The sequence below is a fragment of the Massilia frigida genome, assembly GCF_011682175.1.
Classification (GTDB): domain Bacteria; phylum Pseudomonadota; class Gammaproteobacteria; order Burkholderiales; family Burkholderiaceae_D; genus Telluria_A; species Telluria_A frigida.
On sequence record NZ_WHJG01000074.1, the window covers coordinates 1 to 15,224 of the forward strand.

Annotated in this window: 17 protein-coding genes; 7 read left to right on the top strand and 10 right to left on the bottom strand. The window is 61.7% G+C overall.

The window, feature by feature from the left end:
• Nucleotides 1-904 precede the first annotated feature (904 nt).
• The 3 genes from F2P44_RS33255 (at nucleotide 905) to F2P44_RS36490 (ending at nucleotide 2,633) form a co-directional block, all read left to right on the top strand.
• The gene (locus F2P44_RS33255) at nucleotides 905-1,369 is read left to right on the top strand and encodes a cache domain-containing protein (protein ID WP_167094219.1); all 465 of its coding nucleotides are present in this window, start codon (nucleotides 905-907) and stop codon (nucleotides 1,367-1,369) included.
• Between the two features lie 221 nt (nucleotides 1,370-1,590).
• Complete coding sequence (locus tag F2P44_RS36485) at nucleotides 1,591-2,007, top strand: porin (RefSeq protein WP_308610527.1); 417 nt, start codon at nucleotides 1,591-1,593, stop codon at nucleotides 2,005-2,007.
• Complete coding sequence (locus tag F2P44_RS36490) at nucleotides 2,007-2,633, top strand: porin (protein ID WP_308610528.1); 627 nt, start codon at nucleotides 2,007-2,009, stop codon at nucleotides 2,631-2,633. Before F2P44_RS36485 ends, F2P44_RS36490 begins: the two co-directional genes overlap by 1 nt.
• A gap of 135 nt (nucleotides 2,634-2,768) precedes the next feature.
• Here the strand turns inward: F2P44_RS36490 and F2P44_RS33265 are convergent, their stop codons facing one another.
• Nucleotides 2,769-3,350 (bottom strand): hypothetical protein, encoded by a 582-nt coding sequence (locus F2P44_RS33265; protein ID WP_167094221.1) that lies wholly within the window; start codon nucleotides 3,348-3,350, stop codon nucleotides 2,769-2,771.
• Between the two features lie 241 nt (nucleotides 3,351-3,591).
• On the opposite strand from F2P44_RS33265, the gene F2P44_RS33270 reads away from it, so the two are divergent.
• Nucleotides 3,592-4,119 (top strand): porin family protein, encoded by a 528-nt coding sequence (locus F2P44_RS33270; protein WP_167094224.1) that lies wholly within the window; start codon nucleotides 3,592-3,594, stop codon nucleotides 4,117-4,119.
• A 52-nt stretch (nucleotides 4,120-4,171) separates the two neighbouring features.
• Nucleotides 4,172-4,552 (top strand): nuclear transport factor 2 family protein, encoded by a 381-nt coding sequence (locus F2P44_RS33275; protein WP_167094225.1) that lies wholly within the window; start codon nucleotides 4,172-4,174, stop codon nucleotides 4,550-4,552.
• A 30-nt stretch (nucleotides 4,553-4,582) separates the two neighbouring features.
• Here F2P44_RS33275 and F2P44_RS33280 read toward each other — a convergent pair whose 3' ends face one another.
• The 8 genes from F2P44_RS33280 to queE form a co-directional block, all read right to left on the bottom strand.
• Nucleotides 4,583-5,773, bottom strand: a complete 1,191-nt coding sequence (locus F2P44_RS33280) for a serine hydrolase domain-containing protein (RefSeq protein WP_167094227.1) — start codon at nucleotides 5,771-5,773, stop codon at nucleotides 4,583-4,585.
• Nucleotides 5,770-6,975: a DUF418 domain-containing protein gene (locus tag F2P44_RS33285; RefSeq protein ID WP_167094229.1), complete on the bottom strand. Its 1,206-nt coding sequence runs from the start codon at nucleotides 6,973-6,975 to the stop codon at nucleotides 5,770-5,772. Before F2P44_RS33285 ends, F2P44_RS33280 begins: the two co-directional genes overlap by 4 nt.
• Entirely contained in the window at nucleotides 6,972-8,249 is a 1,278-nt protein-coding gene (locus F2P44_RS33290; protein WP_167094231.1) for an NAD(P)/FAD-dependent oxidoreductase, read from the bottom strand. The genes F2P44_RS33285 and F2P44_RS33290 overlap by 4 nt, the downstream gene beginning before the upstream one ends.
• Nucleotides 8,242-9,159: a muramoyltetrapeptide carboxypeptidase gene (gene ldcA / locus F2P44_RS33295; protein ID WP_167094233.1), complete on the bottom strand. Its 918-nt coding sequence runs from the start codon at nucleotides 9,157-9,159 to the stop codon at nucleotides 8,242-8,244. The genes F2P44_RS33290 and ldcA overlap by 8 nt, the downstream gene beginning before the upstream one ends.
• Nucleotides 9,156-10,082, bottom strand: coding sequence for an alpha/beta fold hydrolase (locus F2P44_RS33300; protein ID WP_167094235.1), 927 nt, complete (start codon nucleotides 10,080-10,082; stop codon nucleotides 9,156-9,158). The genes ldcA and F2P44_RS33300 overlap by 4 nt, the downstream gene beginning before the upstream one ends.
• A 148-nt stretch (nucleotides 10,083-10,230) precedes the next feature.
• A complete protein-coding gene (tadA, locus tag F2P44_RS33305; RefSeq protein ID WP_167094237.1) occupies nucleotides 10,231-10,743 on the bottom strand; it encodes a tRNA adenosine(34) deaminase TadA in 513 nt (170 codons plus the stop codon).
• Complete coding sequence (queD, locus tag F2P44_RS33310; protein ID WP_167094238.1) at nucleotides 10,736-11,182, bottom strand: 6-carboxytetrahydropterin synthase QueD; 447 nt, start codon at nucleotides 11,180-11,182, stop codon at nucleotides 10,736-10,738. The genes tadA and queD overlap by 8 nt, the downstream gene beginning before the upstream one ends.
• Nucleotides 11,183-11,190: 8 nt before the next feature.
• Nucleotides 11,191-11,826, bottom strand: coding sequence for a 7-carboxy-7-deazaguanine synthase (gene queE / locus F2P44_RS33315; RefSeq protein WP_167094239.1), 636 nt, complete (start codon nucleotides 11,824-11,826; stop codon nucleotides 11,191-11,193).
• A gap of 208 nt (nucleotides 11,827-12,034) precedes the next feature.
• Here queE and F2P44_RS33320 point away from each other — a divergent pair, with 208 nt between their 5' ends.
• Together F2P44_RS33320 and F2P44_RS33325 are read left to right on the top strand one after the other, a co-directional pair.
• Nucleotides 12,035-12,877, top strand: a complete 843-nt coding sequence (locus F2P44_RS33320) for a sensor histidine kinase (protein WP_167094240.1) — start codon at nucleotides 12,035-12,037, stop codon at nucleotides 12,875-12,877.
• Between the two features lie 131 nt (nucleotides 12,878-13,008).
• Nucleotides 13,009-14,040, top strand: coding sequence for a sensor domain-containing diguanylate cyclase (locus F2P44_RS33325; RefSeq protein WP_229423890.1), 1,032 nt, complete (start codon nucleotides 13,009-13,011; stop codon nucleotides 14,038-14,040).
• Nucleotides 14,041-14,466: 426 nt separating this feature from the next.
• Here the strand turns inward: F2P44_RS33325 and F2P44_RS33330 are convergent, their stop codons facing one another.
• Entirely contained in the window at nucleotides 14,467-14,823 is a 357-nt protein-coding gene (locus F2P44_RS33330) for a hypothetical protein (RefSeq protein WP_167094241.1), read from the bottom strand.
• Between the last annotated feature and the right edge of the window lie 401 nt (nucleotides 14,824-15,224).

A 15,224-nucleotide genomic window follows, 5' to 3' on the forward strand; every position in this document is an offset into this window, starting at 1 on the left:
CCTTGTCTTCATGGGACAAGCCGGTGAGATTGAGACGGGGAGGTTTTGGTGGCATGCCCAAATCATGCGCGATAACAGCACAGTTTACAACTGTTTATTGCGGCCTGTACTCCGGCTGAACAGTTACCGATCTGCATGGAATCGGTATAAAGAAGAAACTGGCGCCGAAATTATTTGAAGTTAACGACATTCAGCCGGCAAGCGTTGGAGCCGCCGCGGTAACGCCTGTTGAAATCCAGGTGCTTACAATAACCAAGCGGAAGCGTCACCGGAAAGCCGATATTGGAAGATTGCAAGGCATCCTGGCATCGGAACTGCTCACTTCCCCTGAGTAAAGTCTGCTTTCGCCACGTCAGAGCCGGCCGTCAGCTATTGGCTTGTATCTTAAATCAACATTATATGAATAACCAGATTGACTGTATTGAGATTTGGTAACGTCTATTGCTCAATTCCAGCATCATGGCCTACTTTGCCTTTGACAGGAAGAATTGGCGAACTACTCAACTTCTCATTGCGCCACGCGCTATCCCGGGTTCCTTCCCGATACAGATTCCCCCCCCACTACTCTGCTGAATAGTCGATAGGCACGGTGCGGCCAAGCCGAGCACGCACGCTGTGCGAGTCACTGGCCGCTTACCTCCTTCGCACCGCAGCGATCCAAAAAAAAACAACAGTGCACCTCATATTTTTCGCAATTTGCCTGAATAAATGTAAGACTGAAACATCTTGTCGTTCCATACCTGCCAAATTGATGTCGACACACATCCGACCGCGTCCGGTCAAGATTGATGGCATCCGTGATTTTAATAATGCCTCGTATTCTTCGCCACCAGACGTTGATATTGCAGCGCCCAACCGGAACGATTCAGGCCCTTGTTTTTATCCGTAACATACTGGAGAAATCATGATTATTAATAACATTCTACGTACGGCCAGCGTCCTGCTGATTTCAGCGAGCCTGCACAGTTCTGTATTCGCTGCCGAGCGCGGCACCGCTGAAGAGGCAACGGCGCTCGTCAAGAAAGCGGTCGCTTATCTCGAGGCCAATGGCAAGGACAAGGCATTTGCCGAATTCAGCAACCCAAAGGGCGCATTCGTCGATCGTGATCTGTATATCTTCGTCATCGACATGGACGGTATGGAGTGGGCCAACGGCGCTAACGCCAAGATTATCGGCAAAAATGTGCTCGAACTGAAGGACGCCGATGGCAATACCATGGTCAAGAATTTTATTAAATTGGCCAATACCAAAGGAAAGGGATGGGTCGATTACAGCTGGCCTAATCCTGTGACGAAAAAGGTTGACAAGAAATCCACTTATCTTGAAAAATCCGGTGACGTTCTTGTCGCCAGCGGAATCTATAAATAGCCGTCACATCTCGGACCGGATAGTGCTGCTGGTGCAAAGGCCGGGCAAATCTGACAGACGCATGGTGCGCCAGGCGGTACCGGGCTGTTCACCTCACAATGAAACTCGTCAGGACATCGTTCCCGGCCGCCATACGCTCGTGGCATGACGTTGTCTGGACAAGTCGCCGAGACCCGGACAACAGTGCCAGTAAATATTCAACCTATTTGCAAGGAACTACCATGAACAAGCATGTCTTCGCCGTGTGCGGAATTTTTTGCAACGTTGCCATGGCGCAAAGCAGTGTCACAGTGTATGGCGTGGCTGACGCCGCTCTCGTCAAAGAATCCGGCGGTGTTGCAGGCGGCGTTACCAAGATGGTTGGCGGGGTGGAAGGTGGATCCCGTCTCGGGTTCCGCGGCACGGAAGATCTGGGTGGCGGGCTGGCGGCAATATTTACGCTTGAAATGGGTTTCAATCTCGACACTGGCACCAGCGCGCAGGGCGGCGTGGCGTTCGGCCGCCAAGCCTTTGTCGGGTTGAACAGCAAGGCTGGCGCCTTGACCTTGGGCCGTCAATATACCCCCCCCTGTTTCTTACTCTTTCGGCAATTGATCCCTTTCAGGCATTCAGCACTGCCGGATCCGCCGCCAATCTGATGTCCAACGCGGGTATTCGGATGAACAACACGGTCAAGTACGCGTCGGCACCGGTGAATGGCTTCAGTGGGGAACTCGCCTATGGACTAGGTGAAACGTCCGGTAATTCGAAGGCGGGAAGACAGCTCGGCGCAGGGCTTGGCTACGTACGGGGTCCGCTTAGTCTGCGGCTGGGCTACGCCAACGTCAATAGCATTCCCGCGGCCACCGCGCTTACTACCGGAAAAACGATCTTGCTTGGCGGGGCGTATGACTTTAAGGTGATAAAAGTTTCGCTCGGCTTTGCTTCGAATAAGGGGACTGTTAATGTCAATACCAGGGTTGACCCGAATCCATCCGCGAAATCGCACGATACGATTCTGGGAGTGACCGTGCCGCTAGGCGCGGGAAATATCCGGGCTTCATCCATCATCAAGCAAGACCGGCGCCCGACCGATCGCGACGCCAGCCAGTGGGGTGTGGCTTATAACTACTTCATCTCAAAGCGCAGCGACGTTTATGTTGCCTATGCCCGCATCAATAACGATGTACTCCCCGGCGCGACCGGTTTTTACACCGCTGGCAATGCCACCGAGGCTGGCGGCGGGGACCGGGCTTTTAATGTTGGCATGCGCCATAGTTTCTAGCCTGAGTTTCTACAGGGGCCACTGTGTAGTTGGTGACGAATCATTCAGGTGGCGATGAATAGTTGGTGAATCGCGCGCACATGGCAGCCCGGGTTTTGATGGACGTGGGCGGCCTGGCTGGAATTCGCCCTGCGGCTATGTGCGCTTGATACCGAAATCGCTCGCCTTGATTTTCGCCATTCGCCCATCCGGGTGATGCCAGACAATGCCTTCGATGACATGCTCGATCAGATAGCCGCGCAAGGCGTCGAAGGTGCACGGGCAGTCCGGCAATTGGTCCTTGCCGTGCGCGACCAGGATATGTTCGGTCAGGCGCTCGGGATTGGCGCCGTGGCGGGTGCCGATTTTCGGCCCGCACACTTCATACGTACCATCGGGAACCGGGCCGCCGCCGAACAGCGTGCGCGCGCCCCACTCCACGCCTTCGATAATACGCGCCGAATCGGGTCCGACTGCGGGAACCCAGCCCGGCCAATGGCCGGTCGCCTCGTCCGCCGCCGGCTGAGCGGGCAGGAAATCGGCGGGCGGCGTGCGCCCCGCTTTGGCGTCGTAGCGCTTGAAAATGGCGCCATCGGCAACCATGACCGCCATGCCGTCCCACTTGCGCGTTGCCATGCCTTCGCCAGCAGCCACCCACTCGGCCCCGGGCACGACCTCGTCGCGCACCTGGCGGTCACCATCGTAGTTGCGCTGAAACAGGGAGACGATTTTCTTCATATGATCCTTTGACGTGTCGCGATAATCGGGTCGCGACTGCCCGCATAGCCTGTATTTTCATGTCGGACAAAGCTGCTTTATGCATATATGCACTGAAAAGACAGACAGTATACCGTCTATTTATCAGGCAATATTGCACGAATAACAGAGTTGACATTATCGCTATCAATCCGGTTATAATTCCACGTAGCAATAGCCAATTCCTCGTCAGGCTATCGCACCAACTTTACCAGGATAAATTATGCGAATGATGTACAGCAGCGCCCTTCTGGCGTTGGCCGCCGGCTTTTCCCTGTCCGCTTCGGCGGCCCCCGATGGCGCCGGCGCGTATGCAGGCACCTCGATCGGCCAGGCTAGAGCGTCGAATAAGCAGATCGAACGCGACAATGTGTCGTTCGGACTGCGCGCCGGCTATCAGTTCAACAGCAACGTGGGCGTCGAAGTGTTCACCAACACGCTCAGTTTCATCGAAGCGCCGTATTATTTCGAGCACAGGCACGAGGCTTTCCCCGAGGAGCATTATGGCGTGGCCGTCACCGGCGCCGTTCCCCTGGGCGGGCGTTTCAGCCTGACCGGCCGCGCCGGCATCGGCCGCACCAAAATGCACGCAGCGTCCCCGCGTTACAGCGATTACAACGAAACCGATCCGAGTATTGGCGCGGGCGTGCGCTTCTCCTTCACTCCGCACCTGTCGATCAATGCGGAAGCGATGCGCCTGACCAAAACCAAGGTAACGGTACTCTCGACGGGATTTCGCTACCAGTTCTGAACTTTCAAAAACGCCGGGATGCACTCCCGGCGTTTTTTATCAGGGGAACACCATGCACGATAAGGAAGCGCAAGACCGCATCATCGCGTTGGAAGAACAGCTGCGCCGCGCCATGCTGGCGTCCGACGTCGAAGCGCTCGACCGCCTCATGTCGCCCGGCCTGCTGTTTACCACCCACATGGGCCAGGTCATCGGCAAACAGGAAGATCTCGACATGCACCGTTCCGGCTTGCTCAAATTCACCGCGATTGGGGCGGCGGAGCGGCAGATCGTGGCTGACGCGCGCCTTGGCGTTATCTCGGCGCGCATGAATCTGGCGGGCAGCTTCGGCGCAGCGCCATTCAATCTCGACTTGCGCTGCACCCGCACCTGGCGCGCGCCCGACGATGACGGACAATGGCAGATCGTCGCCGGCCACATGAGCCTCGCGTGAGCAGCTATTCCCGGCGCCGCTGATCATGAGTTAAAGGCACAAGCGCAGTGTCGTGCAAAACACATTGATAACGTCGACACCGAGCATGGGAGACTGGAAGAGTTTATGTTCGCCTGGCACGATTTTTTGTGCCATCGCTTGCGCCAGTTCCAACCCATTTTCACTGTTGGTCAGCATCACAAAGCCATCCCCGGTTCGGACCGAGGCGATGACGAAAGCGCGATAACCGGTATTATTCCCCCATTGCCAAAGAGAGACATCGTCCCGATCGCGCTCGATTCCCCAACCCAAGCCCCAGCTGAGACCAAGGCCGGGCTCCACCGTGACCGGCGATGCGCTTATCTGTTTGATCAAACGGTCATCGTTCAGCACCGTGACGAGGAATTTTCCATAATCCGCCGCACTGGTGTAGAGCGAAGCGGCCGCAATCGGGCGGTTCCACTGAATTGTCGCTCTCGGCGCCCCGTTCGCTTTGGTCCCGGGCAGAAGGTTTTGCGCGATTCGTTCATTCCATACGAAGTCGCTGTGATTCATGGCCAGCGGCTTGAATACCTGGGCGCGCATGAATTGATCCAGTGGCTGACCGGTGACCGCCTCCACCGCCCGCTGCAGCAGCACGTAAGCTTCCCCTGAATATTGCCATTTTTTTCCGGGAGTCGAATCGACGTTCAGGGGCCCGGAAGCCCAGTTCGGCAATCCTGAGGTGTGATTCAGAACCATCCGGACGGTAATTGCCTGAAGACGCGTGTCTGCTACCAGTTCGGAAGGCTCCTCTTTCAAAGGATTGAATTGATGCCGATAGCCATGCGGCAGATAGCTCATTACCGGAACGTCAAGCGCCAATTTCCCTTGCTCCACCAGCTTCAGCACCGCATACGCAAAGACCGGCTTGCTCAGCGATGCCGCTTGAAAAACGCTGTCCGGAGCCAGCGTCGAAGCTGGCAAGCAGCCCGTCGCGGATTCGATTGAATCAAGCTGCCGGTTCTTGATAACGGCCACCGCCACACCACAAACATGATGCCTTTTCGCAAGAACTTTTAATGTGTCGCGCACACTCGCCGACGTCAAATCCGCCCGATTGGAAGCAGCACAGCCAGCCAGCAATGTCGATATTAGCGGCATCAACAGCAGGAAACTGGCATGCCGGGCCAATACGGCACCCGGCTTGGACGTGAGCACGCGTGAGGGTTGCATGTGTACCTTTTCTTTATCGAGACTCATCTGCCTGCCATTCCGTGTTCCGGGGACGAGCCCGTAAAGCGGCGCCACAACGCTTCCACAGGGCCATGACGATGGAACCGCATCCACCGGCGGCTCAGCAGCACCTGCACGATCATGATCAGCACGCACACGCCGACCAGCGCGCCGTGCGACAGCGTCGCCCCTAGGCCAAGGCCGGCCCCTTGCAGCAGCAGGTTGCACAGCAGCGACTGCACCAGGTAGTTGGTCAGCGCCATGCGGCCGACCGCTTCGAACCACTGCGCCAAGGCAGCCGCCACCGGCCCGGAGGCGCACATCAGCGCCGCGACGTAGCCGGCCGCCAGCAGCGGGCCGGCGACTTCGACCAGCATCGACACCAACGCCGCCACTGGCGCGCCAGCCATGGGATCGAGCGCGTCGCGCAGCGCCGCCCAGCCCCACCACAGGTTGACCGGCACGCCCACCCACAGCGCGGCCAGCAGCACCTTGCGCCACAGCGCGCGGTGGCGTTGCGGATGCGTGAGCCAGCCCAGGCGCACGCTGAACACGCCCATGAGGAACAGCAGCGCCACCTTGGGCAGGAAAAATACCGCGTTGGCCAGGTTGCTCCAGAAATCAGCCAGCCGTTCGTGCGCAATCGCCATCAGCGTTCCCTGGCTGTACACGGCGTGCGCGCGCGCGCCGTCGCCCATGCCCCAGGCGATGGCGTCCGGCGTCAACGTCATCAGCTCGTAGGTAATGTGCGCCATGAATAGCGTCACCGCCACGTTGAGCGCGACCACCCAGCGCAGCGACACGGCGATATCGGCCAGCCTGCGTCCGGCCTGCGGCACCAGCCAGAAGCCGCAGACCGCGTACACGGTCAGGATATCGCCGAACCACAGCAGCGTGCCATGCAGCAGGCCGCATCCCAGCAGCCATATCAGGCGGCGCCGGTAGGTCATCTTGATCCGGTCGAGCTGCGCACCGGGGGCGCGCCGCCCGCCCGTCTGCAGCGCGAAGCTGGCGCCGAACAGGAAAGCGAAAATGGGATAGAACTTCTGTTCCGCAAAGGCCGCAACCAGGAACACGACCAGCTTGTCGGCCAGGGCCGCGTGCTCGCCCAGAAGGCCGTAACGCGACAGCCCGCTGCCGTACGTGAAGCCCCAGACGTTGACCAGCAAAATCCCGAAGACGGCAATCCCGCGCAGCGTGTCGATGCGCGCCGAACGCACTACCTTCATTGGCGCATCCAGTCGCGCAATTCGTAATACCAGTACGCCAGCTGCGCGGCGGCCAGCCCCGCCGGACCGCCCGCGAACGGCAAGCCCCAGTCGGAAAAGCGCGCCAGCGCGGCGCCATCGCCGGCAATCGCGGCGGCGATGACTTCGCCGGCCAGCGTGGTCGGCGCCACGCCGTGGCCGCCGAATCCCATGCCGTACCACAGCCCGTCCGGCAAGCGCCCGATCTGCGGCATCTTGTGGCGCGCGTAACTCATCATGCCGCTCCACGCATGCTCGATGCGCACACCCGCCAGTTGCGGGTAGACCTTGAGCATATCCTGGTGCAGCAGGCGCGCCACGTCGGCGCCGCTGCGCTCGCGCACCGCGATCCGTCCGCCCCACAGCAGACGCGTGTCGGGCAGCGGGCGGTAGTAGTCGAAGGCGAAACGCGTGTCGTACACCGCCGCACCGGTACGCAGCGCCGTGTGCAGGCGCTCGCCCAGCGGCTCGGTCGTCATGACGTAGGTGGCAATCGGCAGCACCGCGCGCGCGAGCCGCGGCAGCAGCTTGTCGATATAGCCGCCGCAGCACACCACCACGTCGCGCGCCCTGACGCTGCCGGCGGCCGTGGTGACGCGCCAGCCGGCGCCGTCGGCAACAATCGCATCCACCCTGCTCTCCTCATGCACGCGCACGCCGTTCTGCGCCAGCACGCGCGCCAAGCCTTGGGCATATTTCAAAGGATGAAAGTGAAACGCGGAAGGCTCGAACAGGCCGCCGAAGTAGCGCGCCGAATCGAGCTTGTCGGCGAGCTGCGCGCGCGACAGGCGCTGCCACTCGACGCCCATGCTCTCGCTCATGAAGCGCTGCTGCTCGTCGAGCAGGCGGGCGTCGTCGAACCAGTTGGCGAGGACCACGCCGTCTTCCCTGGCGTCGCACGCGATGCCGTATTGGCCGATGCGGCGCCGGATGCGCTCCACCGCCGCCAAGGTCATGTGATACAGCGCGCGCGCTTCCTCCACGCCGACGCCGGCGGCGAGGCTGCGCTCGCCCTGCGAAAAGCCGCCGAACACAAAGCCGCCGTTGCGCCCCGAGGCGCCATGGCCGACCCGCTGCGCATCGAGCAGCACGATGTCGCGCACGCCGCGTTCGATCAATCCGATGGCGGTGGCCAGCCCCGCGAAGCCGGCGCCGATGATGCACACGGCCGCGTCGTGCCGGCCAGCCAGCGGAGCATGCTGCTCGCCCGGCGACGTGGCCCGGTAATAGTCGCCTGCCCCCAGGGCGTCAGCCATGGGCGACGGTCGGGTAGTCGCTCATGGTCAGCGTGAAGCCGGCATCGTCGGAGACTAAATGCGCGCGCGCGCCGAAGGGAATCGTGGCACGGTGCGGCGTGTGGCCGAACGGCAGTCCGGTCAGCACGGGAATCGGCAGCGTGGCGCGCAGGTAGGCCAGCATGGCGGAAAAATCGTAGCCGTTATCGGCCGGCGTGAGGCGGTAGCCGGAAAATTCGCCCAGCACCAGCGCCTTCTGGCGCCCCAGCACGCCGGCCTGCAGCAGTTGCAGCAGCATGCGCTCGACGCGGTAGGGATGCTCGTTGATGTCTTCGACGAACAGGATGCCGTCGTCGATGCGGGCAAACCACTCGGTCCCCAGCAGCGAGATGAGCATGGCCAGGTTGCCGCCCCAGATCGTGCCTTCCACGTCCGCCAGCGGGTTGCCGCCGGCGCTGGCGCGGATCGTGTGGCACGGCCCGCGCAGGCAGCGCCAGAAGTCGTCCTGCGTGAAGGCCACCGGCTCGGCGGCGCCGAAGTCGCTGTAGAACATCGGCCCGGCGTAGCTTTGCGCACCGGTCTTGGCCATCAGGCCCATATGAAAGGCGGTAAAGTCGCTGTAGCCGACAAAGACCTTTCCGCTGTCGGCCATGCGCGCGAAATCGATCTCGGGCAGCAGGCGCGTGAGCCCGTACTGGCCGCGCAGCGCCATCACCACCTGCACCTGCGGGTCGCTGGCGGCGGCATTCAACTGCGCCAGGCGCGCTGCGTCGGTGCCGCCGAAGCGCTGGAACACCTTGTCGGCCTCGAAGTAGTTGTGGACCGTGTGGCCGTGCGCCGTGAGGGTGGCGATGCCGCGTTCGATGGCCGCGTTGTCGCTGCCATAGCCGCCCGGGGCGACGATGGCGATGCCGATAGATTGTGAGTTCACTGTTTTTCGAAAAGCCGCGCTGTGGAGTCGGGACTCATCTTACCGTGCGCGTGCGCATCGATCAAGGCAAGCAGCCGCTCGATCAATTGCGGCGGCAGGTCGTGGCCCATGCCCTCGATGACTTCGAGGCGCGAGTCGGGCACCAGGCGCGCGCTGTCCGCGCCGCAGGCCAGCGGCACCAGCGGATCGGCCGCGCCGTGAATGACCAGCGTACGTACGCGGATCGCCTGGAGCAGTTCGCTGCGGTCGCCCGAGGCCGCAATGGCCACCAGCTGGCGCGCCACGCCGCCCGGACAGACATTGCGCTTGATGGAACGCGTAATGCGCTCGCGCAGCAGCCGTTCGGGAGTGGGATAGGCCGGGCTGCCGATCACGCGCATCGCATGGACCATGTGCGCGACCAGGGTGTCGAGGTCGCTGGCATTGCGCGGCGGGCGCGTCAGCACCGCGCGCGCTTCCCTGGTCGGCCCGGGCAGGCCGCGCCGGCCGCTGTCGGACATGATGGAGGTCAGGCTGATGACGCGTGCGGGATGGCGCGCCGCCAGGATTTGCGCGATCATGCCGCCCATGGAAACGCCCACCACGTGGGCGCGCGCGATGCCGAAGGCAGTGAGTACGCCGAGCGCGTCGTCGGCCATGTCGGCCAGGTTGTAGGCACTGCGCAGCGGCCAGCGCAGCCGTTTCTTGAGCCAGGCCAGCGCCAGGCTGGGGGTGCCGGCGTGGTCGAATTTGGTGGATAGTCCGCTGTCGCGGTTATCGAAGCGGATCACGTAGAAGCCCAGCTCGACCAGGCCATCGACGAAATCGTCGGGCCAGGCGGTCAGCTGCATGCCCAGGCCCATGATCAGCAGCAGCGGCGTGTCCTTGGGGTCGCCTGCAGTTTCGTAGGCGATCCGGATCCCGTTGGCGGTAAGAATAGGCATGCTCAGGGTGCCTGCTGTTGATTGGTAAGGTCGCGCGGCGCGCAATGCCTGCCGCAGGATGCGCTTGACCGCAAACCAGCATACCATTTTTGTGCAAGGGCTGGCATACGGTGCGTACCGTGGCGCAGGCCCCAAGCGTATGGCGACGCTATTGCAGCGCACCATCCTGCGCGCCCGGCGCCGCCTGGGCCGCCCGCCGCGCGGCCTGGGCCGCCTGGCGCCGTTCGGCGAAAAAGGCGCGCAGCATGGCGCTGGCTTCCTCCGCCATCACGCCGCCAAGCAGTTCGGTATGGTGGTTCAGCTGCTCTTGCCCGAACAGATTGAGCACCGAGCCGCAGGCGCCGGTCTTGGGGTCGGGTGCGCCGAACACCACGCGCGCCAGACGGGCGTGCATCATCGCGCCCGAACACATCGCGCACGGTTCCAGCGTGACGTACAGCTCGCAGCCGGGCAAGCGGTAGTTGCCCAGCTTGTCGGCGGCGGCGCGCAGGGCGACGATTTCCGCGTGCGCGGTCGGGTCGTGGCGCCCGATCGGCTGGTTAAAGCCGGTGGCGATCACTGCGCCATCCTTGACCACCACCGCGCCGACCGGCACTTCGCCCAGGCTCCATGCATGTTGCGCCTGTTCCAGCGCCAGTTGCATGAAGGCCGGATCAGGCATCGCTAATCTCTGCCCAGCAGTTCGGGGTTTCATGCAGCACCAGTTTATGCAGGTGCAAGCCGGTGCCGAAGCGGTCGGTGTAGGCGGCCTTGAGGATGTCGAAGGCGATCTGGGCCAGGTTTTCGACGGTCGGAATGCGGTCGATCACGACTGTCTTGTGGCCCGGCAGCGACGCCAGGAAGTCGCGCACCTTGTCGTCTTTTTCGTAGACCAGGAAGGCATGGTCCCAGACATCGACCAGGTGTTCCTTGGCCAGCGCCTTGATATCGGAAAAATCCATGATCATGCCATTGTCGGAATTGCCTTCGGCCTGGATGACGGCGCCGGTGAGCGTGATTTCGAGCGTGTAGCGGTGCCCGTGCAGGTTGCGGCACTGGCTTTTGTGGTCGGGAATGCGGTGCCCTGCATCGAATTCGAGCTTGCGTGTGATGGTGAGCATGAAGTGCTTTAAGGTATCTGTAAAAGTTTATGGGTTTGCAAGCTCAGCTTCCACTTGGGATGGCGCTTGCAGGTCTCGATGGCGAGACGGGTGTTGTGTTCGCCGAGCGGGCCATCCATCGGCTGCACGAAGAAATTCTCGAAATCGAGTGCTTCGTAGGCGCCCAGGTCCTGGCCGGTCTGCGGAATGACGACCTTGAGTTCGTTGCCCTTCTCCACCACCAGTTTCGAGCCCATCTTGGGGCTGACGCAGATCCAGTCGACCCCGGGCGGGACCGGCAGGGTGCCATTGGTTTCGATGGCGATCTCGAACCCAACGGCGTGCATCGCATCGATCAGGGGCGCGTCGAGCTGGAGCAGCGGCTCGCCGCCGGTGAAGACCACATATTTACTATGCGGGTAGGACGTGGGCCACAGGCTGTCGATCAGCGCGGCCAGGGCGGCGCCGGTAGCGAACTTGCCGCCGCGTTCGCCATCGGTACCGACGAAATCGGTATCGCAGAAGGTGCACACGGCGCTGGCGCGGTCGCTTTCGCGCCCGGTCCACAGGTTGCAGCCGGAAAAACGGCAAAACACGGCGGGACGCCCCGCGTGCGCGCCTTCTCCCTGCAGGGTGTAGAAAATCTCTTTAATGCTGTAAGTCACTTGATTGTCCTAATCGTCAACCCTCCATTATAGCAAGGTCGCGTGGATCATCGGGAAATCACGAAAAATGATGCCGTTACGACAGACAAATTCCGAAATGAAATAGAGTTGACCAGAGACAATATCCGTGAGGATCGTGCGGAGTAACTTGATCGGAGTCGGCTTGGTTTTGTCGGATTAGTCTTGTCAGATTCTTCGGAAGGTTCTCATGCATATTACGCCCACCGCCCTGCTCGCCCTGGTTTGGATGCTGCTCATCGGCTGGGGCTTTTACGCCCTGCTGCAACGCCACCTGCGCCTGGACGACCAGCTTGCCGACAAGGAAGCCCAGCTCTCCATCGAACGCCACGCGCGCGACGTGGCCGAACTGGCGCTGGCCAACACCCATCTGTCGCTGTGCCAATTGAGCAAGGAACAGGAAAGCGTGCGCGAAAGCGAGCGCCAGCGCATCGCGCGCGACATCCACGACGACCTCGGCCAGAATTTGCTGACCCTCAAGATCGACCTGCAACTGCTGCACGTGAGCACCACCGGCGCCCATCCCCTGATTACCCAGAAGGTCGACTGCATGATCGGCAACCTCGACAACACCATCAAGTCGTTGCGCGCCATCATCTACGACTTGCGTCCGGTGGTGCTGGAAGCCGGTTTCCAGAGCGCGATGGAGTGGCAGCTGAGCGAATTTACCCGCATGCACGGCATCCGCCATGCCTTCACGGCCGACCCCGCCGCGCTGGACGCGCCGCCGGATCCCGAGCGCGATGCCATGCTGTACCGCATCGTGCAGGAAGCGCTGTCGAACGTGGCGCGCCACGCGCAGGCCACCGAGGTCGAGGTCAAGCTGCAGCGCTTCGGCGACATGCTGACCCTGCGGGTGGAAGACAACGGGGTCGGCATGGTGGCCATTGGCAATGGGCGCGGCTGCGGGCTGCCCGGCATGCGCGAACGGGTACGCGCCATCGGCGGCTGCTTCGCCATCGACAGCCTGCCCGGCAACGGCACCCTGCTGTCGGTATCGATCCCCTTGACGGTTGCAATTGCCGCACACTAAAAGCGCGATCGCGCGCACGCTTGCGCTTTATCAATAGAACGGCGGTCCGCCAGAGGCAAAATTAAGTCTTGTCGGCAATTAATATTTTGCCTTCAGGATACATCCAACAGGGGCGGCACATGATGAGCAGAATGAAACACCACAGCGCGACGGCGCAAGGCATTCCTGACCAGGAACGCGCGTTCGCCTACAAGCTCATGGAAATGCTGGCCGTGCCCGCCTTTGTGCTGGACACGGAGCGGCGGGTGATCATCTGGAACCGCGCCTGCGAGCGCCTGACCGGGGTGCAAGCCGAGGAAGTGCTGGGCACCCAGGATCACTGGCGCAGCTTTTACCGGGAAGCGCGGCCGACTCTGGCCGACCTGGTGGTGCAAAACCGCAGCGACGAACTCGATTCGCTGTATCCGCACGCCGCCCGGAGCCGCCACGTGGCCGGCCAGCTGGGCGCGGAAAGCTGGTGCGACATGCCGCGCGGCGGCGAACGGCGCTACCTGGCCACCGACGCCATTCCGATCCTGGACGAGCACGGCAAGCTCGAAGCGGTGGTCCAGACCCTGCGCGATATCACCGAGGAAAAGGCGGCCCAGGTCGCGCTGGAACAACTGGCCACGCTCGACGGCCTGACCGGCCTGGCCAACCGCCGCTGTTTCGACACGACCCTGGCCGCCGAATGGGCGCGCGCCCTGCGCCAGAAGCAGCCGCTGTCGCTGCTGATGGTCGATGTCGATAATTTCAAGGCCTATAACGACGCCAACGGCCACCTGGGCGGCGACGAATGCCTCAAGCGCATTGCCAGCGCCGTGGCCAGCGAAATGCGGGCCAACGACCTGGTGGCGCGCTACGGCGGCGAAGAGTTTGCCGTGATCCTGCCCAACCAGTCGCTCAAGGGCGCGGCCATCGTGGCCGAGCGCATCCGCTGCCGGGTCGAGCAGCTCAAGGTGCCGAACGGGCGCGGCGCCAACGACCACGTGACGGTAAGTATCGGCGCGGCCACCGCGATTGCCTCGTGCGACACCACCGCCTGCCAGCTGGTGGCCACCGCCGACGCGGCCCTGTACCGCGCCAAGCACATGGGCCGCAACCGGATCAGCCTGCCTGCGACCGAGCCGGACCCCGCCGCCACGGCGCGGCCCGATAGCCACGCGGCCATGAACGCGTCCTGATTCAGGCGATGCCGCGCGTGCGGCGCTCAGGCCTGGCGTTCCGAAGATGAGCGCCGCCTCGTTTTCCGCATGGCGGCACGCGTGCGTGATAGCGTCGGCCTTGCCCCGGGATAGGCAGACCGGCCGCGCCTGGCGCCGTACGTACGGCCTGCGTCACGGCAACGCCGCATCGCTCGGGCGCCCTGCCCCGGCCATCGAGTCCACACCGGACCCGGCAAAGCGGGCAGTGCACATCGCCGCTGCCACCGCCGGCGCTGTCCATCCAGAGCGCTTCATCGAGCATTTCCTCCCGCGCGTCAATGCTTACGGGGGTTGTCGACCTTTTGCAGACTGATGGCAATGCCTGAGTCGGTCGTTGCCCTCACTCAGACTCTCGACATTTCGCGAACGATCGGAGAGTCCGCTGCTCAAACGAGGTCTGCGGCTTCAAGAGTCGCGTTCAGAAAGGCCGCTGTCGACGTAGGGCGACGATGGTGGTTGCCCCGAATTGTCGCCACGCAAAGTTTTGTCGATCGCTTTGGCGCAGTAGTCGTCGTCCACGGCGTCCTGCGATCTCTCCAACTCGCAATCGTCGATCAAGCATGAGATGGCAAAAGGAAACATATTGGTTAAGATGGCAACTTCTTTGGGCGTGAGTTGCCTTTCGCCAACGAGCAGCATACTGTCGAGTGAAATGGCAACATTTGATCGGGAACGGACATTGCCGCCTGATAACCCATGGCTGACTGAGCGAACATGTCGGATTACCCCCAAACAAATGAAAATCATCTTCTCTTTGATCACTTGCGTTTTGCTGTGGTCAAAACCAAGTACATCAATCGCAAACGAGTTTGACGAATACGCCGATGCAAGCAAGGCATACCAAAAAATCGTCGCTGCCGCAGCGTTGCAAAAGCAACTTCCACGACTTTCTGACCCTGCTGCCGCAAAGGTCTTGACACTCCGCCGGTTCGCTCACATACAGTACCAAACCTACGCTAGGTTTCTTGCAATTGCCGGGATGCTGGAAGATGCTTCGTGGCCTACGCAATTTCTCCATCGAGTACAATCGGCAGAGATCGTTAAGGGTTGTCCGATGCCGGCCGCCGTCACAGACTCAAACTGATGCACGCAAGCGTCTCCGGCCGGCGTTGGGCAAGCCGCGAAGGAGGAAACCGCGGGATGTGTCGTTGTCGTCAAGCTGT